Source organism: Streptomyces sp. NPDC054887 (assembly GCF_053610585.1).
In genome coordinates, this window is record NZ_JBSGYQ010000012.1 from 116,648 (window position 1) to 140,232 (window position 23,585).

24 protein-coding genes are annotated in these 23,585 nt (G+C 70.7%); 10 read left to right on the forward strand and 14 right to left on the reverse strand.

Annotated features, from left to right (window positions below; all coding sequences use genetic code 11):
• Position 1: 1 nt before the first annotated feature.
• Positions 2–1,309, reverse strand: a complete 1,308-nt coding sequence (locus ACWGH0_RS09730; protein WP_453403621.1) for an MFS transporter — start codon at positions 1,307–1,309, stop codon at positions 2–4.
• A 66-nt stretch (positions 1,310–1,375) separates the two neighbouring features.
• Here ACWGH0_RS09730 and ACWGH0_RS09735 point away from each other — a divergent pair, with 66 nt between their 5' ends.
• Positions 1,376–2,245 (forward strand): winged helix-turn-helix transcriptional regulator, encoded by an 870-nt coding sequence (locus ACWGH0_RS09735; protein ID WP_453403622.1) that lies wholly within the window; start codon positions 1,376–1,378, stop codon positions 2,243–2,245.
• Positions 2,246–2,279: 34 nt separating this feature from the next.
• Here ACWGH0_RS09735 and ACWGH0_RS09740 read toward each other — a convergent pair whose 3' ends face one another.
• Together ACWGH0_RS09740 and ACWGH0_RS09745 are read right to left on the reverse strand one after the other, a co-directional pair.
• Positions 2,280–2,816: a TetR/AcrR family transcriptional regulator gene (locus ACWGH0_RS09740; protein ID WP_453403623.1), complete on the reverse strand. Its 537-nt coding sequence runs from the start codon at positions 2,814–2,816 to the stop codon at positions 2,280–2,282.
• The gene (locus ACWGH0_RS09745) at positions 2,816–3,142 is read right to left on the reverse strand and encodes a DMT family transporter (RefSeq protein ID WP_453403624.1); all 327 of its coding nucleotides are present in this window, start codon (positions 3,140–3,142) and stop codon (positions 2,816–2,818) included. The genes ACWGH0_RS09740 and ACWGH0_RS09745 overlap by 1 nt, the downstream gene beginning before the upstream one ends.
• Before the next feature lie 175 nt (positions 3,143–3,317).
• Between ACWGH0_RS09745 and ACWGH0_RS09750 the strand changes: the two genes are divergently transcribed.
• Positions 3,318–4,424 carry a DUF7847 domain-containing protein gene (locus tag ACWGH0_RS09750; RefSeq protein WP_453403625.1) on the forward strand — a complete coding sequence of 369 codons (1,107 nt, stop codon included), beginning with the start codon at positions 3,318–3,320 and terminating at the stop codon, positions 4,422–4,424.
• Between the two features lie 89 nt (positions 4,425–4,513).
• Here ACWGH0_RS09750 and ACWGH0_RS09755 read toward each other — a convergent pair whose 3' ends face one another.
• Genes ACWGH0_RS09755 through ACWGH0_RS09790 form a run of 8 tightly spaced genes read right to left on the reverse strand, consistent with a single transcriptional unit; the run spans position 4,514 to position 11,061 of the window.
• Entirely contained in the window at positions 4,514–4,867 is a 354-nt protein-coding gene (locus ACWGH0_RS09755; protein ID WP_453403626.1) for a metal-sulfur cluster assembly factor, read from the reverse strand.
• Positions 4,864–5,328 carry a Fe-S cluster assembly sulfur transfer protein SufU gene (gene sufU / locus ACWGH0_RS09760; RefSeq protein ID WP_453403627.1) on the reverse strand — a complete coding sequence of 155 codons (465 nt, stop codon included), beginning with the start codon at positions 5,326–5,328 and terminating at the stop codon, positions 4,864–4,866. The genes ACWGH0_RS09755 and sufU overlap by 4 nt, the downstream gene beginning before the upstream one ends.
• A gap of 12 nt (positions 5,329–5,340) precedes the next feature.
• Positions 5,341–6,597 (reverse strand): cysteine desulfurase, encoded by a 1,257-nt coding sequence (locus ACWGH0_RS09765; protein ID WP_453403628.1) that lies wholly within the window; start codon positions 6,595–6,597, stop codon positions 5,341–5,343.
• Positions 6,594–7,358: a Fe-S cluster assembly ATPase SufC gene (sufC, locus tag ACWGH0_RS09770; protein WP_453403629.1), complete on the reverse strand. Its 765-nt coding sequence runs from the start codon at positions 7,356–7,358 to the stop codon at positions 6,594–6,596. The genes ACWGH0_RS09765 and sufC overlap by 4 nt, the downstream gene beginning before the upstream one ends.
• 7 nt (positions 7,359–7,365) lie before the next feature.
• Entirely contained in the window at positions 7,366–7,683 is a 318-nt protein-coding gene (locus ACWGH0_RS09775; RefSeq protein ID WP_028813879.1) for a bifunctional 3-phenylpropionate/cinnamic acid dioxygenase ferredoxin subunit, read from the reverse strand.
• Positions 7,683–8,861, reverse strand: a complete 1,179-nt coding sequence (sufD, locus tag ACWGH0_RS09780; protein ID WP_453403630.1) for a Fe-S cluster assembly protein SufD — start codon at positions 8,859–8,861, stop codon at positions 7,683–7,685. Before sufD ends, ACWGH0_RS09775 begins: the two co-directional genes overlap by 1 nt.
• 59 nt (positions 8,862–8,920) lie before the next feature.
• Complete coding sequence (gene sufB, locus ACWGH0_RS09785; protein WP_453403631.1) at positions 8,921–10,342, reverse strand: Fe-S cluster assembly protein SufB; 1,422 nt, start codon at positions 10,340–10,342, stop codon at positions 8,921–8,923.
• Positions 10,339–11,061: a helix-turn-helix transcriptional regulator gene (locus ACWGH0_RS09790; RefSeq protein WP_453403632.1), complete on the reverse strand. Its 723-nt coding sequence runs from the start codon at positions 11,059–11,061 to the stop codon at positions 10,339–10,341. The genes sufB and ACWGH0_RS09790 overlap by 4 nt, the downstream gene beginning before the upstream one ends.
• A 271-nt stretch (positions 11,062–11,332) precedes the next feature.
• Here ACWGH0_RS09790 and ACWGH0_RS09795 point away from each other — a divergent pair, with 271 nt between their 5' ends.
• From ACWGH0_RS09795 to ACWGH0_RS09805, 3 genes are all read left to right on the forward strand, one after another.
• Positions 11,333–12,268, forward strand: a complete 936-nt coding sequence (locus ACWGH0_RS09795) for an ABC transporter ATP-binding protein (RefSeq protein ID WP_453403633.1) — start codon at positions 11,333–11,335, stop codon at positions 12,266–12,268.
• Positions 12,265–13,032 carry an ABC transporter permease gene (locus ACWGH0_RS09800; protein ID WP_453403634.1) on the forward strand — a complete coding sequence of 256 codons (768 nt, stop codon included), beginning with the start codon at positions 12,265–12,267 and terminating at the stop codon, positions 13,030–13,032. Before ACWGH0_RS09795 ends, ACWGH0_RS09800 begins: the two co-directional genes overlap by 4 nt.
• Before the next feature lie 83 nt (positions 13,033–13,115).
• Entirely contained in the window at positions 13,116–14,090 is a 975-nt protein-coding gene (locus ACWGH0_RS09805; RefSeq protein WP_453403635.1) for a COX15/CtaA family protein, read from the forward strand.
• On the opposite strand, the gene ACWGH0_RS09810 is transcribed toward ACWGH0_RS09805, so the two are convergent.
• The 3 genes from ACWGH0_RS09810 to ACWGH0_RS09820 all read right to left on the reverse strand — a co-directional run bounded on the left by ACWGH0_RS09810 (position 14,067) and on the right by ACWGH0_RS09820 (position 16,640).
• Complete coding sequence (locus ACWGH0_RS09810; protein WP_453403636.1) at positions 14,067–15,203, reverse strand: amidohydrolase family protein; 1,137 nt, start codon at positions 15,201–15,203, stop codon at positions 14,067–14,069. The two genes, ACWGH0_RS09805 and ACWGH0_RS09810, sit on opposite strands and share 24 nt — an antisense overlap.
• Positions 15,204–15,267: 64 nt before the next feature.
• Entirely contained in the window at positions 15,268–15,639 is a 372-nt protein-coding gene (locus tag ACWGH0_RS09815) for a hypothetical protein (protein ID WP_453403637.1), read from the reverse strand.
• A gap of 47 nt (positions 15,640–15,686) precedes the next feature.
• Complete coding sequence (locus ACWGH0_RS09820; RefSeq protein ID WP_453403638.1) at positions 15,687–16,640, reverse strand: heme o synthase; 954 nt, start codon at positions 16,638–16,640, stop codon at positions 15,687–15,689.
• Positions 16,641–16,991: 351 nt separating this feature from the next.
• Here ACWGH0_RS09820 and tkt point away from each other — a divergent pair, with 351 nt between their 5' ends.
• From tkt to pgl, 5 genes are read left to right on the forward strand one after another with little or no spacing between them, the layout of a single operon-like run.
• Positions 16,992–19,061: a transketolase gene (tkt, locus tag ACWGH0_RS09825; protein WP_453403639.1), complete on the forward strand. Its 2,070-nt coding sequence runs from the start codon at positions 16,992–16,994 to the stop codon at positions 19,059–19,061.
• A 36-nt stretch (positions 19,062–19,097) separates the two neighbouring features.
• A complete protein-coding gene (tal, locus tag ACWGH0_RS09830) occupies positions 19,098–20,216 on the forward strand; it encodes a transaldolase (RefSeq protein ID WP_453403640.1) in 1,119 nt (372 codons plus the stop codon).
• Positions 20,217–20,219: 3 nt separating this feature from the next.
• Positions 20,220–21,743, forward strand: a complete 1,524-nt coding sequence (gene zwf, locus ACWGH0_RS09835) for a glucose-6-phosphate dehydrogenase (RefSeq protein WP_453403641.1) — start codon at positions 20,220–20,222, stop codon at positions 21,741–21,743.
• Positions 21,740–22,759, forward strand: a complete 1,020-nt coding sequence (gene opcA, locus ACWGH0_RS09840) for a glucose-6-phosphate dehydrogenase assembly protein OpcA (RefSeq protein ID WP_453403642.1) — start codon at positions 21,740–21,742, stop codon at positions 22,757–22,759. The genes zwf and opcA overlap by 4 nt, the downstream gene beginning before the upstream one ends.
• Entirely contained in the window at positions 22,756–23,538 is a 783-nt protein-coding gene (gene pgl, locus ACWGH0_RS09845; RefSeq protein WP_453403643.1) for a 6-phosphogluconolactonase, read from the forward strand. The genes opcA and pgl overlap by 4 nt, the downstream gene beginning before the upstream one ends.
• Positions 23,539–23,585 lie beyond the last annotated feature (47 nt).

Genomic DNA, 23,585 nt, shown 5'->3' on the forward strand with positions numbered 1-23,585 from the left:
GCTAACCGGCTCCGGCGTGTCGAGGCGAACCGGTCCCGGATGCCGGGCGCCCGAACCCCCCACCGGCCCCGCCGCCCGGCTCCCCACCGGCCTCACCGGCCACGCCGGCCGGCCCCGTGGGCTTCCCGCCCGCCCCGCCGGACAACCGCCCCGCCGCCACCACCGCGCCGCCCGCGGCCAGCGCCAGCGTCGCGCTGACGGGCCAGAGGAGGGCCGGGGCGGCCTCGTAGAGGGCGCCGCCCAGAGGTGGGGCGAGGACGACTCCGCTGACCGAGACACCGGCGTACAGGCTCTGGAAACGGCCCTGCGCGTGCGCGGGCGCGTGGTCGGCCACGAAGGCGGTGGCCGGCGTCTTGTAGAGGATCTCGCCCGCCGTGAGCAGCAGCATCATGAGCACGGTGACGCCGACGGCCGCCCCCAGCGTCAGCAGGCCGTAGCCCAGGCCGACCAGGACGAGACCGGCGCCGACGATGGTCAGGGGCGCGCGCCGGCGCAGGGCGACGGTTGCCGGGATCTCCAGGCAGAGGATGACCGCGCCGTTGACGGCGATCAGCCAGCCGTACGCGCGGGTGTCCGTGCCGTGGTCGCCGAGGAAGACCGGCACGGTGGAGAACAGCTGCCGGTAGACGATGTCCGCGAAGAAGACCGACACCAGGAGTACGAGGACCTGCGGACGGTCCCGCAGCTCCCGCCAGACGCCCGGCGCCGGGGGCAGCGCAGACGTTCCTCCGGCCGTCGGCCGCCCGCTGGTCGGCGCGGGCAGGATCGCGGCGGCGTACAGGGCGAACAGGAGCGTGCCGACGCCGTCCGCGACGAAGATCACCGCGTACGAGAACTCCGCGGCGAGCAGTGCCCCGAGCGGCGCGCCCACGGTGAACCCCGCGTTCCCGGCCATCCGCATCACGGCGAAACCCTGGCGGCGCGAGCCGTCGGGTACGGAGACGGCGATGAGCGCGGAGTTCGTGGCGCGCACCGCCCCCAGCGCGTACTGCGCGAGCGGCAGCGCGGCGTACAGCGCGGTGTCCGGCAGGGCGGGCAGCGCCACGAGACCGGCGCCGCCGAGCACGGAGGCGGTCAGCAGGGTGCGCCGGTGGCCGAAGCGGTCGCCGAACCAGCCGCCGGTGAAGTTCCCCGCGACGAGGCCGACGCCCCCGATGCCGCTGAGGACGCCCGCCCGCGCGACCGCCAGGCCGCGCTCGTCCGTCAGGTAGACGAAGAGGTAGATGAACGTGAAGGCCACGGCGCTGTTGAAGAAGATGCCGAAGGCCAGGTGCCACACGGCCCTCGGCACATCCCTGAGTGACCCCAACCTGCCCGCCCCCTGCGCGTCCCGAGTGAGTTCCTTTTGGGAACGGACTATGCCAGCATGAGAGCCATGGCACAACGCACCAGCCTCCAGGACGCCGACTGCGCCATCGCCCAGGCCCTGGACGTCGTGGGCGACTGGTGGACACTGCTGATCGTGCGCGACGCGGCCCGCGGCCTGCACCGCTTCGACGCGCTCCAGGCGGAGACCGGCATGTCCCGCAAGGTGCTCGCCGAGCGGCTGCGGCTGCTGGTGGACGCGGACGTACTGACCCGCGAGCCGTACCAGGAGCGGCCCGTGCGGTACGAGTACCGCCTGACCCGGCGCGGACGCGCGCTCCTGCCCGTACTCATCGCCCTCCAGGACTGGGGCGACGCCTGGCTGCTCGGCGACGGAGAGACGACGGCGACGGCGGAGCCCACGTCGCGGGAGGCCGAGCGCGTGCACCGGCTCGTCGGCACGCTGCTGCCGCCGCTGTGGCTCACCGACCTGGACGGCGAGCCGCGCGACCCCGTCGCGGACACGCCGTACACCGTCCTGTACTGCTTCCCCGGCGCGTACGCCCGACCCGAGTCCTACCCTCCCGGCTGGGCCGGGATCCCCGGCGCGCGGGGCTGCACGCTCGAATCCTGTACGTACCGCGACCGGGCGGCCGAGTTCGCCGCCGCCGGCGCGACCGTGCACGGCGTGTCCGCGCAGCGGCCGGACGAGCAGCGGGCGTTCGCGGACGCGGAGCGGCTGGACTTCCCGCTGCTGTCGGACGCGGACCTCACGCTTGCGGCCGCCCTGCGGCTGCCGACGTTCCGCGCGGCGGGCGTCAGCCGGCTGAAGCGGCTGACGCTGGTCGTGGAGCGCGACCGTACGATCCGCCAGGTCCACTACCCCGTCACGGACATCACGGCGAGCGTCGAGTCGGCGCTGGCCGGCGTCGCCCCCTGACGCTGAAACCCGCTTCGGTGCGCGAGTGGTTCAGTCAGCCGATGAGGCGCGCCAGCATCTCGCGCGTGTACGCCTCGTCGTACCGCGCCCCCGTCAGCAGCACCTGGAGGCAGATGCCGTCCATCAGCGCGACCAGCGCCCGCGCGGTGACCGGGTCGGTGCGCACCGCGAGCCGGCCGGCCAGGCCCGCGCACCACTCGGCCGCGACCGGACGCAGGGCCGGCCTGCGCAGCGCGGCCAGGTAGAGCTCGTACTCCAGTTGCACCCCGGCGGGGTCGCCCGACAGCCACTCCCCCAGCAACCGGGCGAGCTCGCCCGCCAGATCGGCCTGGGGATCCTCCAACGCGCCGCGCGCGCTCACCGCCTTGGTGAAGCCCTCGCCGGCCTGACGCAGCGCGGCGACCATGAGCTCGTCCAGCGTCGCGAAGTGGTACGTCGTCGAGCCGAGCGGCACGTCCGCCTCGGCGGCGGCGGACCGGTGGCTCAGCCCGGCGATGCCCCTCGCCGCCACGACGCGTATCGCGGCGTCGATGATGCGCTGCCTGCGCTCGGGATCGTAACGGCGGGCCATCAGTGCGCGCCCCCGAGGTTGAGCAGGACGACGCCGACGATGACCAGCCCGATCCCGGCCAGCTTGACCGCGTTCGCCGACTCCCCGAGGAAAACCATCCCGATGGCGGCCACCGCCGCCGTGCCGACTCCTGCCCAGATCGCGTAGGCGGTCCCGACCGACATGGACTTGAGCGTGTGGGCGAGCAGGGTGAAGGCGAGGAGATAACCGGCGGCCGTGCCGAGCGAGGGCCACAGCCTGGTGAAGCCGTCGCTGTACTTCATGGCCGTCGTGCCGGCCACCTCCGCCGCGATGGCGGCGGCCAGCAGTACGTAGGGCGTGGGCATGCGTACGACTGTACACATCCCTGTGTACGGCTGTACGCATCCCTGTGTACGGCTGTACGCGTCGACGCCCGGTTGCCGGGTCGGGCGTCCCCGCGCAACAACTCCGTTCCGCCCGGCGACGGCCACCCGATACGGTGTAGCGCCCGGTCAGGGCCTGGAACCCAACGGAGTGAAAGTGGCGCACGATTCGGGCTGGAACGGCCCCCACGGCGGCGGACCCCACGCAGGACCCCCGTATCCCCCGCCGCCCGGCTGGGGCGGCGGCTGGATGCCGCCCCCTCCCCCGCCGAAGCCGGGGGTGATACCGCTGGCGCCGCTCTCGCTCGGGGACCTCGTCGGCGGCTCCATGAGCACGCTGGGCCGTTACTGGAAGCAACTGTTCGGCATAGCCGCGCTGATGTACGGCGGCGCGCTCCTGGTGACGCTCGCGGCCGTGCTGGTGGCGTACTCCGCGACGAGCGACACCCTGCGCAAGGTGGTCGACGTCGACGAGTACGACGACTCGTTCGGCACCGACGTCGCGGTGCCCCTGATCGTCGCGTTCGCCCTCGTGTGCCTCGTCGGCATGCTTGCGATGGTGGTCGCCAACGCGGCGATCATGGCCGCGTGCCCCGCCGTCCTCCAGGACGCGGTGCTCGGCCGCCGTACGACCCTCGGCGCGGTGTGGCGGCGCGCCTGGAGCCGGGTGCCCGCCGTGATCGGGGCGATGCTGCTGCCGTGGCTCGTCGCGGCGTTCGTCATGGGCGTCTTCCTGGCCAGCTACATCCTGATGATCGTGTCGTTCACCTCGGACGACGTCCCCGGGGCCTGGGCCGCCCTCGGCTTCGTCCTGATGCTGGCCTGCGTCCCCGTGGCCGTCTGGGTGTGGGTGACGTTCAGCCTGGCCCCGGCCGCCGTCGTCTTCGAGTCCCAGCGGCCCGTCGCCGCGCTGCGCCGCTCGGCCCGGCTGGTGAAGGGCTCCTGGTGGCGGATCTTCGGCGTCAGCATGCTGGCGTGGCTCATGGCCATGGTCGCGGGCTACATCGTGCAGTTCCCGCTCACGATCATCGGCATGATGACGAGCATGCCCGGCATGGCCGGGGCGGGCGCGGACCCGAGCGTCGGCGAGACCCTCACCGCGATGGCCGGCTACATGGTGTTCATCATGCTCGGCAGCATCATCAGCCAGATCATCGCCACCACCTACCCGCAGGTGGTGACCGGCCTGCTCTACGTCGACCAGCGCATCCGCAGGGAGAACCTGGCCCCGGCCCTCGCCGAGGCGGCGGCGGCCCCGCACTGACCACGCGGCACGCGAAAGGCCCCCGGCGCGCTGCCGGGGGCCTCTCGTATGCCGTGCTCGGCGTACGCCTCGTACGCCGCAGGGGTGTCTCAGACGTTGAAGCCCAGCGCGCGCAGCTGCTCGCGACCGTCGTCCGTGATCTTGTCCGGGCCCCACGGCGGCATCCAGACCCAGTTGATCTTCAGCTCGTTGACGATGCCCTCGGTCGCCGACTTCGCCTGGTCCTCGATGACGTCGGTCAGCGGGCAGGCCGCGGACGTCAGCGTCATGTCGAGGGTGGCGATGTTCGAGTCGTCGATGTGGATGCCGTAGATCAGGCCCAGGTTGACGACGTCGATGCCCAGCTCGGGGTCGACCACGTCGTACAGGGCCTCGCGGACCTCCTCCTCGGAGGCCGGCTTGGTCGTGACGCCCTCGGCGGGGGTCGCAGCGTTCTCGCTCATGCGGTCTTCCTCTCGGCGCCGTCGCCCAGTGCCTGGGACGTCGCGTCCTTCCATGCCATCCAGCTCAGCAGAGCGCACTTCACGCGAGCCGGGTACTTCGAGACACCGGCGAACGCGACCGCGTCCTCCAGCACCTCCTCCATCGCGTCGTCGGGCTCGATCTGGCCCTTGGACTGCATCAGCTCCAGGAAGGTCGCCTGGATCCGCTGCGCCTCGGTCAGCTCCTTGCCGACCAGCAGATCGTTCAGCACGGAGGCGCTGGCCTGGCTGATGGAGCAGCCCTGGCCCTCGTACGAGACGTCCGCGACGGTCTCGCCGTCGTACCTCACGCGAAGCGTGATCTCGTCGCCGCACGTCGGGTTGACGTGGTGCACCTCGGCGTCGCCGTCCCGAAGGCCCCGCCCGTGCGGGTGCTTGTAGTGGTCCAGGATGACTTCCTGGTACATCGAATCAAGCTTCACGATCCCCAGCCCTTAACCGAAGAAGTTCCGGACGTGCTCCAAACCCTCGACCAGGGCGTCGACCTCGGCCGGCGTGGAGTACAGATAGAACGACGCTCGCGTGGTCGCGGGAATTCCGTACCGCAGGCAGACGGGCCGCGCGCAGTGGTGTCCGACCCGGACCGCGATGCCCAGCTCGTCGAGGACCTGGCCCACGTCGTGCGGGTGGATGTCGCCGAGCGTGAACGAGATGGTCGCGCCGCGGTCCTCGGCCGTCGTCGGGCCGATGATCCGCAGCCCCTCGACCTCCGAGAGACGCTTGACGGCGTACTCGGTGATCGCGTGCTCGTGCGCGGCGATCTTGTCCATGCCGATCGCGGTGAGGTAGTCCACGGCCGCGCCGAGGCCGACGGCCTGGGCGATCGGGGGCGTGCCCGCCTCGAACTTGTGCGGAGCGGGAGCGTACGTCGACGAACTCATCGACACGGTCTCGATCATCTCGCCGCCACCGAGGAACGGCGGCAGGTCCTCCAGCAGCTCATGGCGTCCCCAGAGCACGCCGATGCCGGTCGGGCCGACCATCTTGTGTCCGGTGAAGGCCACGAAGTCGGCCTGGAGCGCCTGTACGTCGAGCACCATGTGCGGCGCCGCCTGGGAGGCGTCGATGCACACCAGCGCGCCGACCTCCTGCGCCCGGCGGATGATCGCGTCGACCGGGTTGATCGTGCCCATGATGTTCGAGACCAGCGTGAAGGAGACGATCTTCGTCTTCTCCGTGATGACCTCGTCGATGTCGGACAGGTCGAGACGGCCGTCGTCGGTGATGCCGAACCACTTCAGCTTCGCGCCCGTGCGCTGCGAGAGCAGCTGCCACGGCACGATGTTGGAGTGGTGCTCCATCTCCGTGATGACGATCTCGGTCTCGGCGTCCACGCGGTAGGGCTCATCGGCCCAGCCCAGCATGTTCGCCACGAGGTTGAGCGACTCGGAGGCGTTCTTCGTGAAGATGACCTCGTCGCGGCTCGGCGCGTTGATGAAGGCGGCGACCTTGTCGCGGGCGCCCTCGTACAGCGCCGTGGCCTCCTCGGCGAGCACGTGAACGCCGCGGTGGACGTTGGCGTTGCTCTGCTCGTAGTACGCGTTCACCGCGTCGAGGACCTGGCGCGGCTTCTGGGAAGTCGCCGCGTTGTCCAGGTAGACGATCTTCTTGCCGTCGTGGATCGTGCGATCCAGGATGGGGAAGTCCTTGCGGATCGCCTCGGTGTCGAGAAGGCCCGGCAGCTGTGTCACGCGCTTACGCCACCCTTCGTGTACTCCTCGTAGCCCTCGGCCTCGAGCTTGTCGGCGAGCTCCGGGCCGCCGGACGCCACGATCCTGCCCTTGGCGAAGACGTGGACGAAGTCCGGCTTGATGTAGCGCAGGATGCGCGTGTAGTGCGTGATCAGCAGCGTGCCGACCTCGCCGGTCGCGTGGACGCGGTTGACGCCCTCGGAGACCTGGCGCAGGGCGTCGACGTCGAGGCCCGAGTCGGTCTCGTCGAGGATCGCGATCTTCGGCTTGAGGAGCTCCAGCTGGAGGATCTCGTGGCGCTTCTTCTCACCGCCGGAGAAGCCCTCGTTGACGTTGCGCTCGGCGAAGGCCGGGTCCATCTGGAGCTGCTCCATGGCGGACTTGACCTCCTTCACCCAGGTGCGCAGCTTGGGGGCCTCGCCGCGGATCGCCGTCGCCGACGTACGCAGGAAGTTGGAGACCGAGACGCCGGGGACCTCGACCGGGTACTGCATGGCGAGGAACATGCCGGCGCGGGCGCGCTCGTCGACGGACATCTCCAGGACGTCCTCGCCGTCGAGGGTGACGGTGCCGCTGGTGATCGTGTACTTGGGGTGACCGGCGATGGAGTACGCGAGGGTGGACTTGCCGGAGCCGTTGGGGCCCATGATGGCGTGGGTCTCGCCCTGCTTCACGGTCAGGTCGACGCCCTTGAGGATCTCCTTGGTGGAGTTGTCGGCCTCGACGGAAACGTGCAGGTCGCGGATTTCAAGCGTTGCCATGGGTGTCTCAGGACTCCTGGGTGACGGAGACGAGCACATCGTCCCCTTCGATCTTGACGGGGTATACGGGGACGGGGCGCGTCGCGGGAAGGCCGGAGGGCTTGCCGGTGCGGAGGTCGAAGCTCGATCCGTGCAGCCAGCACTCGATCATGCAGTCCTCCACCTCGCCCTCCGAGAGGGAGACGTTCGCGTGCGAGCAGATGTCGTTGATCGCGTACACCTCGCCCTCGGTGCGGACGACGGACACCGGTGTGCCGTCGAGCTCCACCCGTTTCGGGGTGTCGTCCTCCAGCTCACTCAGCGCACAGGCTTTGACGAAGGCCATCAGACGGATGCCTCCAGCTCCGCGTCGATCTTGGCGAGGAGGCGTTCCTCGACGTCGGGCAGACCGATCTGCTGGACGAGCTCCGCGAAGAAGCCGCGGACGACCAGGCGGCGGGCCTCTCCGGCCGGGATGCCGCGCGACATGAGGTAGAAGAGCTGCTCGTCGTCGAAGCGGCCGGTGGCGGAGGCGTGGCCGGCGCCGACGATCTCGCCGGTCTCGATCTCCAGGTTCGGCACGGAGTCGACCCGCGCGCCGTCCGTGAGGACCAGGTTGCGGTTCAGCTCGTACGTGTCCGTGCCCTCGGCGGCGGCCTGGATCAGCACGTCGCCGATCCACACGGCGTGCGCGCCGTCGCCCTGGAGCGCGCCCTTGTAGGCGACGTTCGACTTGCAGTGCGGGGTGTTGTGGTCGACCAGGAGGCGGTGCTCCTGGTGCTGGCCCGCGTCGGTGAAGTACAGGCCGAAGAGCTCGGCCTCGCCGCCGGTGCCGGCGTACTGCACCTGCGGGTTGAGGCGTACGAGGTCGCCGCCGAAGGTCACCACGACCGACTTGAACGAGGCGTCGCGCCCGATCCGCGCGTTGTGCTGCGAGACGTGCACGGCGGTGTCGTCCCAGTCCTGCACGGACACGACGGTCAGCTTCGCGCCGTCGCCGACGACGAAGTCGACGTTGGCGGCGAGCACGGCGTCACCGGTGTGGTCGATGACGACGACAGCCTCGGCGAAGGCGCCCAGCTCCACGACCTGGTGGCCGTAGGCCGTGCCGCCCTCGCCGTGGACGGCGATGCGGATGGGCTCGGTCAGCACGGCTTCCTTGGGCACCGAGACGACCGAGGCCTTCTCGAAGGAGCTGTACGCCTGGGCCGCGACCCGGTCCACCGGGGTGCCGGCCTTCCCGAGCCGCGCGTCGTCGCGGTCCACCGTCTCGACGGTGACGCCCTCGGGGGCGGTCACCTCGACGGTGAGGACGCCGCCGGCCTCGGCGGTGCCGTCGTGCAGCCCGCGCAGGCGCTCCAGCGGCGTGAACCGCCACTCCTCCTCGCGGCCGTGCGGCACCGGGAAGTCCGCCACGTCGAAGGACGGCGGGGCGCTCATGCGCGTGGCGACGGTGGACTCGGCGGCCACCGCGATGGACCCGGCGGTCGTGGAGCCCGCCGGAATGTTCTGAGCCTCAGCCATGGCTGTCGTAGTGCTCTCTCTCTGGGTCGAAAGTCAGTCGCTGCGGGGGTACGGAGGCGTCAGCCGACCGAACCCTCCATCTGCAGCTCGATCAGCCGGTTGAGCTCCAGCGCGTACTCCATGGGCAGCTCCTTGGCGATCGGCTCGACGAAGCCGCGGACGATCATCGCCATCGCCTCGAACTCCGTCATGCCGCGGCTCATCAGGTAGAAGAGCTGGTCGTCGGAGACCTTGGAGACGGTCGCCTCGTGGCCCATGGACACGTCGTCCTCGCGCACGTCGACGTACGGGTACGTGTCCGAGCGGGAGATCGTGTCGACGAGCAGCGCGTCGCAGAGCACGTTGGACTTCGAGCCCGCGGCGCCCTCGCCGATCTCGACGAGACCGCGGTAGGAGGTCCGGCCGCCGCCTCGCGCCACCGACTTGGAGACGATGTTGGAGGAGGTGTTCGGCGCCATGTGGACCATCTTGGAGCCGGCGTCCTGGTGCTGGCCCTCGCCCGCGAAGGCGATCGACAGGGTCTCGCCCTTGGCGTGCTCGCCCATCAGGTAGACGGCCGGGTACTTCATCGTCACCTTGGAGCCGATGTTGCCGTCGACCCACTCCATGGTCGCGCCCTCGTACGCCACGGCGCGCTTGGTGACCAGGTTGTAGACGTTGTTCGACCAGTTCTGGATGGTCGTGTAGCGGCAGCGGCCGCCCTTCTTCACGATGATCTCCACGACGGCGCTGTGCAGCGAGTCGGAGGAGTAGATCGGGGCGGTGCAGCCCTCGACGTAGTGGACGTAGGCGTCCTCGTCGACGATGATCAGCGTCCGCTCGAACTGGCCCATGTTCTCCGTGTTGATGCGGAAGTAGGCCTGGAGCGGGATGTCGACGTGGACACCCTTGGGCACGTAGATGAACGAGCCGCCGGACCACACGGCCGAGTTCAGCGAGGCGAACTTGTTGTCGCCGACCGGGATGACCGTGCCGAAGTACTCCTGGAAGAGCTCCGGGTGCTCCTTCAGCGCGGTGTCCGTGTCGAGGAAGATGACGCCCTGCTCCTCCAGGTCCTCACGGATCTGGTGGTAGACGACCTCGGACTCGTACTGGGCCGCGACACCGGCCACCAGGCGCTGCTTCTCCGCCTCGGGGATGCCGAGCTTGTCGTACGTGTTCTTGATGTCCTCCGGCAGGTCCTCCCAGGACTCGGCCTGCTTCTCGGTGGACCGCACGAAGTACTTGATGTTGTCGAAGTCGATGCCCGACAGGTCGGAGCCCCAGTTCGGCATGGGCTTCTTGCCGAAGAGCTTGAGGCCCTTGAGCCGCAGCTTCAGCATCCACTCCGGCTCGTTCTTCTTCGCCGAGATGTCGCGTACGACGTCCTCGGAGAGGCCGCGCTTGGCCGCGGCGCCTGCCGCGTCGGAGTCGGCCCAGCCGAATTCGTACGTACCCAGGCCCTCGAGTTCGGGGTGGGCAGTCTCCGTGGGGAGAGTCATGCGGGGTTCCTCCCGGCCGTACTTGCAGATGCTGAATGGGAAATCTTGGGGATGAACGTGGTGCACACGCCGTCGCCGTGGGCGATGGTGGCCAGCCGCTGCACATGCGTTCCGAGCAGTTCGGAGAAGAACTCGGTCTCCGCCTCGCACAGCTGCGGGTACTGCTCGGCGACGTGGGCGACCGGGCAGTGGTGCTGGCAGAGCTGCTCTCCGACCGGTGCGTTACGCGCCGTAGCAGCGTACCCGTCGGCCGACAGAGCCCTGGCAAGCGCTTCGGTCCGGTCCTCGGGCGCGGCGGCCTCGACCGCCTCCCGGTAGGCCCCGGACTGGGCGGCGAACCGTGCCCGGGCGAACGCGGCGACCGCCGCCTCGCCCTTCTCGCCGCCGCCGGCCGCCTGGGAGATCCAGTGCAGGGCGTCGGCCGCGAGCTTGTCGTAGGACTGGTCGAAGGCGTCCCGGCCGCAGTCGGTGAGCGCGAAGACCTTGGCGGGCCTGCCCCGGGTCCTGGTGCCGTACACGCGCTGCTCGCGGGGCTCGACGACGTTCTCGGCGACGAGCGAATCGAGGTGGCGGCGGACGGCGGCCTGGGTGAGACCCAGCCGTTTCGCGAGATCGGCGGCGGTGGACGGGCCGTGGTCCAGGACGGACCGCGCGATCCGGTTGCGCGTGGAGCGCTCACCGGTCGCGAGCTCCTCCTGGGGAGGCTCGGTCGAACTCACACCGTATTTCACAACGCCATTGTTGCGTAATTCCCGAGAGCGTGACAACCCGCGTCCTGATCAAGCTCCGGTGTGCTGCATCACTTAGGTAAACCTAATCTGACCTGCGAAAACGATCAGCCGGCCGCGCGGCGCCCCCGTCCGCCGCCCTGCGGGCCGGTCGGGAGCATAACGGACCTTCCGGCCACTTCGACGGGCCTGACCAGCACCTTTCCGGCCTTGTCCGGAGCCCCCGGCCACCGGTCCCGGCACCCTCTCTAGACTTCCTGGCATGAGAAGCGAGACCGTCCAGGCCGCCGTCCAGGTCTCAGGACTGGTCAAACGGTACGGAACCAAGACCGCCGTCGACGGCCTCGATCTGGAGGTCCGTCCGGGCGCGGTCACCGCCGTCCTCGGCCCCAACGGAGCCGGCAAGACCACCACGATCGAGACGTGCGAGGGCTACCGCAGGCCGGACGCCGGGTCCGTGCGCGTCCTCGGCCTCGACCCGATCGCCGACGCGGCCGAGCTGCGCCCCCGGATCGGCGTCATGCTCCAGTCGGGCGGCGTCTACTCGGGGGCCAGGGCCGGCGAGATGCTGCGCCACGTGGCGAAGCTGCACGCCCGCCCCCTGGACGTCGACGCCCTGATCGAGCGCCTGGGCCTCGGCGGCTGCGGCCGTACGGCGTACCGGCGGCTGTCCGGCGGCCAGCAGCAGCGGCTCGCGCTGGCGATGGCCGTCGTGGGCCGCCCCGAGCTGGTCTTCCTCGACGAGCCGACCGCGGGGCTCGACCCGCAGGCCCGCCGGTCCACCTGGGACCTGGTCCGCGAACTGCGGGCGGACGGCGTCACCGTCGTCCTGACCACCCACTTCATGGACGAGGCCGAGCAGCTCGCGGACGACGTCGCGATCATCGACGGCGGCCGGGTGATCGCCCAAGGCAGCCCCGAGGAGCTGTGCCGCGGCGGCGCCGAGAACACCCTGCGCTTCACCGGCCGGCCCGGTCTCGACGTGGCGTCCCTGCTCAAGGCCCTGCCGGAGGACACCCTGGCGGCCGAGCTGACGCCGGGGACGTACCGCATCACCGGCAAGGTCGATCCGCAGCTGCTGGCCACCGTGACCTCCTGGTGCGCGCAGCACGGCGTGATGCCGGACGGCATCTCCGTCGAGCGGCACTCCCTGGAGGACGTCTTCCTCGAGCTGACCGGTAAGGACCTGCGTTCATGAGCATCGGCACGTACACGCCCGGTCCGGGAGCGGCCCCCGTCCCCCGGATGATCGCGGCGCAGACCGCCTTCGAGACGAAGATGCTGCTGCGCAACGGCGAGCAGCTGCTCCTCACGGTGATCATCCCGGCGCTGCTGCTGGTGCTGTTCTCGTCGGTCGACATCATCGACACCGGCTCCGGTCCCGCGGTCGACTTCCTGGCCCCCGGCGTCCTCGCGCTGGCCGTGATGTCCACCGCCTTCACCGGACAGGCCATCGCGACCGGCTTCGAGCGCCGGTACGGCGTCCTGAAGCTGCTGGGCACCTCTCCGCTGCCCCGCTGGGCGCTGATGACGGCCAAGACCCTGTCGGTGCTCGTCACCGAGGTGCTCCAGGTGGCCCTGCTGACGCTGATCGCGTTCGGCCTCGGCTGGTCGCCGCAGGGCAGCCCGTTCGCCGTGCTGCTCCTCCTCTTCCTCGGCACGGCGGCCTTCTCCGGCCTCGGCCTGCTGATGGCCGGCACGCTCAAGGCGGAGGCGACGCTGGCCGCCGCCAACCTCGTCTTCCTGCTGCTGCTGGTGGGCGGCGGGGTGATCGTGCCGCTGGAGAAGTTCCCTGACGCGGTGCAGTCGGTGCTCGGGCTGCTGCCGATCTCGGCCCTGTCGGACGGCCTGCGCGACGTGCTCCAGCACGGCGTGGCCGTCCCCTGGGGATCGCTGGGCATCCTCGCGGCGTGGGCGGTCCTGGGGCTCGGCGCGGCGGCGCGCTTCTTCCGCTGGGAGTGAGATCCGCCGTCCGGCCGCGCGCAGAGTGAGATACGCCCCGATTCGGCACCCCTCGTGAATTCCCGCACAAGCCCCGTCCTACGATGGTTCCCGTGCTGACCCCCCTCGCCCTCATCGCGCGGCGCTGGACGCCCACCCCCCGTACGCTCCGGCGCGCGGCGCTCTCCGCCGTCGTGATGTCCGTCCTGATCATCGTCACCGGCGGCGCCGTGCGGCTGACGAGCTCCGGCCTCGGCTGCGACACCTGGCCGAAGTGCACCGACGACAGTCTCTTCGCGACGCCCGAACAGGGCATCCACGGCGCGATCGAGTTCGGCAACCGCATGCTGACGTACGTCCTGTCGGCCGCGGTCGGCTGGGCGATCGTGGCGGCCCGGTCCACGAAGCCGTGGCGGCGCGGTCTCACGCGCCTCGGCTGGCTCCAGTTCTGGATCGTCATGGGCAACGCCGTCATCGGCGGCATCACCGTCTGGGCGGGCCTGAACCCGTGGAGCGTCGCCGGGCACTTCCTGCTCGCCAACGCCCTGCTCACGGTCGCCGTGATCACCTGGCAGCGCACCCGCGAGGGCGACACCGCCCCCCGTCCGCGGGTCCCGCGCCCCGTCCGCAAGCTGTCCTGGGCGCTGCTCGTCACCTCCGGGCTGCTGATCGCCCTGGGTACGACGGTGACCGGTTCGGGCAAGCACGCCGGTGACAGCAGCGACGTGCCGCGCATGCCGTGGGATTGGGCCGACGCCGCCCACCTGCACGCCGCGGCCGCCTGGGTGGTCTGCGCGCTGGCCGTCGCCATGTGGCTGGTGCTGCGCGTGGTCGACGCCCCCGACGACACCCGGGCGCGCGCCCGCGACCTGCTGGTCGTCCTGCTCGCGCAGGGCGCCATCGGTTACGTGCAGTTCTTCACCGACGTACCCGAGCTCCTGGTCGGCGCCCACATGCTCGGCTCCTCGCTGATGTGGATCGCGGTGCTGCGCCTGGCGCTGAGTCTGCGCGAGCGGCCGCTCGAAGCGCCGGCGCCGGTGCCCGTCCAGCCGGGTTCAGCGGTGTCCGCCGCCGTCTGAGGGGGCCTCGGCCAGTTTGTAGACGCGGCGGGCGTTGCCCGCCGCGATCATGGCGGCGACCCGTTCGGCGTCCACCCGCGACCACGCGCCGTCGCCGACCCAGCCGCCGAGCACCCTGCCCAGCGCCTCGCGGAACAGCCGCGCGCCCACCACGTGGAGCTCGGGCAGGCCCCGCGCGCCGCTGGAGAAGAGCAGCTTGCCGAAGGGCGCGAGCTCCAGGATCTCCGCGAGTACGGCCGCCGCCCGCGCCCCCGTGTGCGCCAGCGCGGGTCCGAGGTCGGCGTACACGTGCGGGAAGACGCTCGCCAGGTGCGCGGCGTGCCGGTGGTACGGATAGCCGTGCAGCAGCACCACGTTCGTGCCGAGGCCCGCGGTCGCCGCCGCGAAGTCGGTCAGCAGCACGGGGTCGGTCCGGTCGATCCGCGGGCCGGGGCCCGCCGCCCCCGCCTGGAGCTGGAGCGGCAGCCCGGAGGCGACGGCGACCCACAGCAGATGCCGCAGCACCACGGGATCGGTGAGCGCGGCGCCGGCCCGGCGCCCGGCCAGCCAGCGCCCCACCGCGCCGCGCACCTCGCCGGGCCCCGGCGGGTGCGGCGCGAGGGCGAGTCCGTGCCGTACGCCCGCCACCGAGGTGAACGCGACCGCCGAGCGGGCCGCGCCGTGCACGGCCTCGGCGAGGTTGGCGAGGAAGCCGTCGACCGTGCCCGAGGTGTCGGCGACCTGCTCGGCCAGGAGTTCGAGGCGCACGATCTCCCGGGCCTGGGCGTCGCCCGCGGCGGCGATCTCGACGGGCCCGGTGAGGTCGCCCGGCAGCCCGGTGTCCACCAGGTAGGTGGAGATCCCGCTGCCGCGCAGCAGTCTCCTGCCGGTCTCCAGCACGCCCAGTTCCCTGCGGCGCGCGAGATAGCGCGCGGGCGGGCAGTGCGGTTCGAGGCCGAGCAGCGGCGGACACCAGCGGCGTACCGCGAAGCCCGTCTGCGTGTCGAAGAACGTGGTGCCCGGCGCGGGCGGCGCGGGGGTCCTGCCGAGGTAGGTCTCGAAGGTGCCGAGGCCCAGCTCCGTACGGAGCACTCCGTGGCAGTACTGGTCCACCAGGGAAGGCGGTTCGATCATCCGGGGCTCCTGTGGTGGACGTGCTTCCACAGGCTCTAACGGGTGACCCCCGCGTCAGGTGTTGCTAGGCGGGCGGCTGAGCATCCGGGGCCGGCGCGTCGGCGGGTCCGTCGGCCGGTCCGTTGGAGGGGCCGCCGACCTGGATTCCGGCCATCCGGCTCCACTCGTACGGTCCCGTGCGCACCTTGGCGGCGAAGTCGCCGTCGAAGGACTCGTGCAGGGTGATCCCGGCCTTCTCGGCCGCGCTCCGCGCGACCGCGTGGGAGGGGGCGACGAGGTCGCCCCACTGGCCGTCCTCGCCCACGAGCACGATGCGGGTGCCCACCTGGCCGATGTAGGCGAGCTGCCCCTCGGCGCCGCCGTGCCGCCCGGCGAAGGCGGTGATCTCCTTGGCGAGCTTCGCCACCTTGCGCTCTGCCTGCTTCGTGTCTGCCATGACGCCGATGCTACCGACGGGTAGCCCAGCGGTCCACAGGGGACGGCCTAACGCAGGAAGGGGTCCACCGCGACCGCGACGAACAGCAGCGACACATAGGTGATGGACCAGTGGAACAGCCGCATCTCCTTGAGCTTGCCGCCGGTGACCCCGGCCTTCGCACGCGCCTGGAGCCCGTGCGCCTCCTTGAGCCACCAGCCGCCGGCCACCAGGGCGACCGCGGTGTAGAACCAGCCGGTGTAGCCCAGCGGGGTCAGCAGCAGCGAGACGCCGACCATCACCCAGCTGTACGCGACGATCTGGCGGGCCACGACCTTGTTGGAGGCGACGACGGGGAGCATCGGGACGCCCACCCGGGCGTAGTCGTCCTTCACCTTCATCGACAGCGGCCAGTAGTGCGGCGGCGTCCAGAAGAAGATGACCATGAAGAGGACGACGGCGGCCCAGGACATCGAGTTCGTGACGGCGGACCAGCCGATGAGGACCGGCAGGCAGCCCGCGATGCCGCCCCAGACGATGTTCTGCGCGGTGCGCCGCTTGAGGATCATCGTGTAGACGACGACGTAGAAGAGGAGCGCGCCGAGCGACAGCGCGGCCGACAGCCAGTTGACCAGCAGGCCGAACCAGAGCGTGGAGACCACGGCCAGGCCGATGCCGAAGACGAGGCATTCGGCGGGGCTCACCATGCCGGTGACCAGCGGACGCTGCGACGTGCGGTCCATCAGCGCGTCGATGTCACGGTCGATGTACATGTTCAGCGCATTGGCGCCGCCGGCCGACAGGTAGCCGCCGAGGCAGGTCACCAGGACCAGCCACAGGTCGGGCACGCCCTGCTCGGCCAGGAACATCACCGGGACGGTGGTGATCAGCAGCAGTTCGATGATCCGAGGCTTGGTCAGTGCCACGAAAGCTTTGACCCGGGCTCCGAACGGCCGATGGCCCCCCGGGCTGGGAGTCAAGGCGACCCCTGCGGGTCGGGACTCGACGGCCGTCACGCACACCCCTGACAGAGAAATTCCAGCAAGCTCCGGGCGTGAAGGCCCGGTAAAGACTTGCGCGTACCACGCCACTCTAGACGTTGCCCGGACACCGATCTCCGCCGGGGTCCGGTCGTGTTGAGCACCGCGGCAGGGGGGTCCGTACATAAAAGCAGGGGGCTCCGTACATACAAGGTGAACTCCGGGAGGCGAACCGCGCCGCACGCCCGCACGCTGGGCGGTGTCCCCTTTTATCCGGGGCCGTCCAAGCCCTGGACTCGAAAAGAGGCGTGTTCTCGCGGGGGTAGGCTCGACTACGCCCGGTGCGCTACCAGTCGCCGGGATTCGACATGTGGAGAGGAGCCCTGACTCAGGGTGAGCACCAAGCCGACCACCACAGATCTCGAGTGGACCGAATTGGACCAGCGGGCTGTCGATACCGTCCGCGTCCTGGCCATGGATTCCGTACAGAAGGTCGGCAACGGCCACCCTGGTACGGCCATGAGCCTCGCCCCGGCCGCGTATGTGCTGTTCCAGAAGCTGATGCGCCACGACCCCAGTGACGCGAACTGGACCGGCCGCGACCGTTTCGTCCTCTCACCCGGTCACTCCAGCCTGACGCTCTACATCCAGCTCTACATGGCCGGCTACGGCCTGGAGCTGGACGACCTGAAGGCGTTCCGCACCTGGGGCAGCCTGACGCCGGGTCACCCCGAGCACGGGCACACGACCGGCGTGGAGACCACCACGGGCCCGCTGGGCCAGGGCATCGCCAACGCCGTGGGCATGGCGATGGCCGCCCGCTACGAGCGCGGTCTGTTCGACCCGGAGGCCGCCGAGGGCGCCTCCCCGTTCGACCACACCATCTGGGCGATCGTCTCCGACGGCGACCTGGAGGAGGGCATCTCCGCCGAGGCGTCCTCGCTCGCGGGCCACCAGAAGCTCGGCAGCATCGTCGCGCTCTACGACGACAACCACATCTCGATCGAGGGCGACACCGAGACCGCCTTCTCCGAGGACGTGCTGAAGCGCTACGAGGCGTACGGCTGGCACGTGCAGCGCGTCGAGCAGAACGCGAACGGCGACTTCGACGTCCAGGCGCTGTACGCGGCGCTGAAGGCGGCGCAGGACGAGACCGAGCGCCCGTCGATCATCGCGGCGCGCACGATCATCGCCTGGCCCGCCCCGAACGCCCAGGGCACCGAGGCCTCGCACGGCTCGGCGCTGGGCGAGGAGGAGATCGCGGCCACCAAGCGCGTGCTGGGCTTCGACCCCGAGCAGCACTTCCAGGTCGACGACGACGTCTTCGCGCACGTGCGCAAGGCGGCCGACCGTGGCCGTGAGGAGCACGCCGCCTGGGACAAGAAGTTCCAGGAGTGGCGCAACGCCAACGCCGAGCGCGCCGCCACGTTCGACCGCATCGCCGCGGGCGAGCTGCCCGAGGGCTGGGAGAAGGCGCTTCCCGTCTTCGAGCCCGGCAAGGCCGTCGCGACCCGTGCCGCCTCCGGCAAGGTCCTCCAGGCGCTCGGCGCGGTCATCCCCGAGCTGTGGGGCGGTTCCGCCGACCTCGCCGGCTCGAACAACACGACGATCGACAAGACGTCGTCGTTCCTGCCCGTCGGCAACCCGCTGCCCGAGGCGAACCCGTACGGCCGTACGGTCCACTTCGGCATCCGCGAGCACGCCATGGGCTCGACGATGAACGGCATCGCGCTGCACGGCAACACCCGCATCTACGGCGGCACCTTCCTGGTGTTCTCCGACTACATGCGCCCCGCCGTCCGCCTCGCCGCGCTGATGAAGCTGCCCGTGACGTACGTCTGGACGCACGACTCCATCGGTCTGGGCGAGGACGGCCCGACGCACCAGCCGGTCGAGCACATGGCCGCGCTGCGCGCCATCCCCGGACTGAACATGGTCCGCCCGGCCGACGCCAACGAGACGGCGATCGCCTGGCGCGAGATCCTGCGCCGCAACGACGCCCCGCACGGTCTGGCGCTGACCCGCCAGGGTGTGCCGACGTACGAGGCGAACGAGGACGCCGCGCGCGGCGGTTACGTGCTCGCGGAGGCCGAGGGCGGCCAGCCGCAGGTCGTGCTGATCGGCACCGGTTCCGAGGTCCAGCTCGCCGTCGAGGCGCGCGAGCAGCTCCAGGCGGCCGGTATTCCGACCCGTGTGGTGTCGATGCCCTCGATCGAGTGGTTCGAGGAGCAGGACCAGGGGTACCGCGACAGCGTGCTGCCGCCGTCCGTCAAGGCCCGCGTCGCGGTCGAGGCGGGCATCGCCCTGACCTGGTACCGGTACGTCGGCGAGGCCGGCCGCATCGTCTCGCTGGAGCACTTCGGCGCTTCCGCGGACGCCAAGGTGCTCTTCCGTGAGTTCGGTTTCACCGCGGACGCGGTCACGGCGGCGGCCCGGGAATCCCTGGCTGCCGCAGCGCGCTGACGCCGGTATATACGACAAGTAGGAGATGCAACTCTCATGACAGACGCACTCAAGCGCCTCTCCGACGAAGGCGTCGCGATCTGGCTTGACGACCTTTCGCGCCAGCGGATCACGTCCGGCAACCTCGCCGAGCTGATCGACCAGCAGCACGTCGTGGGCGTCACGACCAACCCGTCGATCTTCCAGAAGGCGATCTCGGAGGGCCACGGCTACGACCAGCAGCTCGCCGACCTCGCCGCCCGCGAGGTCACGGTCGAAGAAGCCATCCGCATGATCACGACGGCTGACGTGAGGGACGCCGCCGACATCCTGCGGCCGGTGTTCGACGCGACCGGCGGTCAGGACGGCCGGGTGTCGATCGAGGTCGACCCCCGCCTGGCGCACAACACCCGGGCGACGACGGCCGAGGCCAGGCAGCTCGCCTGGCTGGTGGACCGTCCGAACACCCTGATCAAGATCCCGGCCACCAGGGCGGGCATCCCGGCGATCACCGAGACCATCGGTCTGGGCATCAGCGTCAACGTGACGCTGATCTTCTCGCTGGAGCGCTACCGCGAGGTCATGGACGCCTACCTGGCCGGTCTGGAGAAGGCGAAGGCCGCGGGCCTGGACCTGTCCAAGATCCACTCGGTGGCGTCGTTCTTCGTGTCCCGCGTGGACTCCGAGATCGACAAGCGTCTCGACGGCATCGGCACGGACGAGGCCAAGGCCCTCAAGGGCAAGGCCGCGCTGGCCAACGCCCGCCTCGCGTACCAGGCGTACGAAGAGGTCTTCGGCAGCGACCGCTGGGCCGCCCTGGACAAGGCGAACGCCAACAAGCAGCGTCCGCTGTGGGCCTCGACCGGCGTCAAGGACCCGTCGTACAAGGACACCCTGTACGTCGAGGACCTGGTCGCCCCCGGCACGGTCAACACCATGCCCGAGGCGACGCTGGAGGCGACCGGCGACCACGGGCGGATCACGGGCAACACGGTCGCCGGCACGTACGAGCAGGCGCGCGCCGAGCTCGACGCCGTCGAGAAGCTCGGGATCAGCTACGACGACGTGGTGCAGCTGCTCGAGGACGAGGGCGTCGACAAGTTCGAGGCGTCCTGGAACGACCTGCTCAAGTCGACCGAGGCGGAGCTCAAGCGCCTCGCCCCTTCGGAGGGCTAAACATTGTCCAGCAGCAATCCGCTGCGTGACGCTCAGGACCGACGGCTCCCGCGTATCGCGGGGCCGTCGGGCCTGGTCATCTTTGGCGTCACGGGCGATTTGTCACGTAAAAAGTTGATGCCTGCCGTCTACGACCTGGCCAATCGGGGCCTCCTGCCGCCGGGTTTCTCGCTCATCGGCTTCGCCCGCCGCGACTGGGAGAACGAGGACTTCGCCCAGGTCGTCCACGACGCCGTCAAGGAACACGCCCGTACGCCCTTCCGCGAGGAGGTCTGGCAGCAGCTCATCCAGGGCATGCGCTTCGTCCAGGGCAACTTCGACGACGACAGCGCCTTCGAGACGCTGAAGTCGACGATCGCGGAGCTCGACAAGGCGCAGGGCACCGGCGGCAACTTCGCCTTCTACCTGTCCGTGCCGCCGAAGTTCTTCCCGGCGGTCGTGCAGCAGCTCAAGAAGCACGGACTCGCCGACCAGAAGGAGGGCTCCTGGCGACGGGCCGTCATCGAGAAGCCCTTCGGCCACGACCTCGCCTCGGCGCAGGAGCTCAACCGGATCGTCCACGAGGTCTTCCCGGCCAACGAGGTCTTCCGGATCGACCACTACCTGGGCAAGGAGACGGTCCAGAACATCATGGCGCTGCGGTTCGCCAACCAGATGTTCGAGCCGCTCTGGAACCGGTCGTACGTCGACCACGTGCAGATCACCATGGCCGAGGACATCGGCATCGGCGGCCGCGCCGGCTACTACGACGGCATCGGCGCCGCCCGTGACGTCATCCAGAACCACCTCCTCCAGCTCCTCGCGCTGACCGCCATGGAGGAGCCCGCCTCCTTCGACGCCGACGCGCTGGTCGCCGAGAAGACCAAGGTGCTCGGCGCCGTCAAGCTGCCCAGGGACCTGGCCCGGGAGACCGTGCGCGGGCAGTACGCGGCCGGCTGGCAGGGCGGCGAGAAGGCCGTCGGCTACCTCCAGGAAGACGGCATCGACCCCAAGTCGAAGACCGACACCTACGCCGCGATCAAGCTGGAGATCGACAACCGCCGCTGGGCGGGCGTCCCCTTCTACCTCCGTACGGGCAAGCGGCTCGGCCGCCGCGTCACCGAGATCGCGGTCGTCTTCCAGCGCGCCCCGCACTCCCCCTTCGACCACACGGCCACCGAGGAGCTGGGGCAGAACGCCCTCGTCATCCGGGTCCAGCCGGACGAGGGTGTCACGGTCCGGTTCGGCTCCAAGGTGCCGGGCACCGCGATGGAGGTGCGGGACGTGTCGATGGACTTCGCGTACGGCGAGTCCTTCACCGAGTCCAGCCCGGAGGCGTACGAGCGCCTGATCCTGGACGTCCTGCTCGGCGACGCCAACCTGTTCCCGCGTCTGGAGGAGGTCGAGCAGTCCTGGCGGATCCTCGACCCGATCGAGGAGTTCTGGGACAAGAACGGCAAGCCCGCGCAGTACCCGGCCGGTACCTGGGGCCCGGTCGAGGCGGACGAAATGCTCGCACGAGACGGACGGAGCTGGCGTCGGCCATGAAAATCGACCTGACGGACACCACGTCCAGCAAGATCAACAAGGCTCTCGTCCAGGGCCGCCGCGCCATCGGCACGCCGGCCGTGGGCATGGTCCTGACGCTGGTCATCGTCACCGACGAGGAGAACGCGTACGACGCGCTCAAGGCGGCCAACGAGGCGTCCCGCGAGCACCCCTCGCGCACCCTGGTCGTCATCAAGCGGGTGTCGCGCTCGCCGCGCGACCGCTCCAAGGCCCGCCTCGACGCCGAGGTGCGCGTGGGCACGGCGGCGGGCACCGGCGAGACGGTCGTCCTGCGGCTGTACGGCGAGGTCATCGACCACGCGCAGTCGGTGGTGCTGCCGCTGCTGCTGCCCGACGCCCCCGTCGTGGTGTGGTGGGCGGTGAACGCGCCGCTGGACCCGGCGAAGGACCCGCTGGGCGCGCTGGCGCAGCGCCGGGTGACGGACACGTACGCCGCCGAGCACCCGATCCGGGAGCTGACCGCGCGCGCCGAGGCGTACACGCCCGGCGACACCGACCTGTCCTGGACACGCATCACGCCGTGGCGCTCGATGCTCGCGGCGGCGCTGGACCAGATCGAGTGCGAGGTGGGCTCGGTCGAGGTCGAGGGCGAGGAGTTCAACCCGAGCGTCGAGCTGCTCGGCATGTGGCTCGCCGACCGGCTGGGCGTACCGGTGAAGCGTTCCGTCTCGGACGGTCCCGGACTGACGGGCGTGCGGATGGACACCAACTGCGGGGCGATCAGGCTCGGCCGGTCGGACGGTTCGCTGGCCTCGCTGTCCATCGAGGGGCAGCCGGACCGCGCGGTGGCGCTCAAGCGGCGGGACACCGCCGAGCTGATCGCCGAGGAGCTGCGCAGGCTCGACCCGGACGACACGTACGCGTCGGCGCTGAAGTACGGCGTCGAGCGGCTCGGTGAGCAGGGCGCCAAGGAGCCCGCGGCGGACAGGTCCGCGGCGGCCCAGGCCAAGAAGACGGCGTCCGGCGCGGCCGCCAAGAAGGCGGCGTCGAAGTGAGGGCACCGCAACTCGTCGTCCACCACGACAAGGAGCTGATGGCGCAGGCCGCGGCGGCCCGGCTGATCACGAAGGTCGTGGACGCCCAGGCCACCCGCGGATTCGCGTCGGTCGTCCTGACCGGCGGGCGCAACGGCAACGGCCTGCTGACCGCGCTGGCCTCGTCGCCGGCGCGGGACGCGGTCGACTGGTCGCGGCTCGACCTGTGGTGGGGCGACGAGCGTTTCCTGCCCGAGGGGGATCCGGAGCGCAACGTGACCCAGGCGCGCGAGGCGCTGCTCGACGCGGTGCCGGTGGACCCCGCCCGGGTGCACGCGATGCCGGCGTCGGACGGCGCGTACGGCGACGACGTGGACGCGGCGGCGGCCGGGTACGCCGCCGAACTGGCCGCGGCCGCCGGGTCCGAGGACCACGGTCCGGTGCCGGCGTTCGACGTCCTGATGCTGGGCGTCGGGCCCGACACGCATGTCGCCTCGCTGTTCCCCGAGCTGCCGGCGGTCCGCGAGACCGAGCGCACGGTGGTGGGCGTGCACGGCGCGCCCAAGCCCCCGCCCACCCGCGTCACCCTGACTCTGCCCGCGATCCGCGCGGCGCGTGAGGTGTGGCTGCTGGCGGCGGGCGAGGACAAGGCGAAGGCCGCGGCCGTCGCGCTGTCGGGCGCCGGGGAGGTCCAGGTCCCGGCGGCCGGCGCGTACGGTTCGCGCCGCACGCTGTGGCTGCTGGACGACGCGGCGGCGTCCCAGCTGCCGCGCGCGCTCTACCGACCGGCCATCTCCTGACGGCCGTTCGCCGTACGTACGCGAAAGGGCCCGGCCCGCCTCACGGC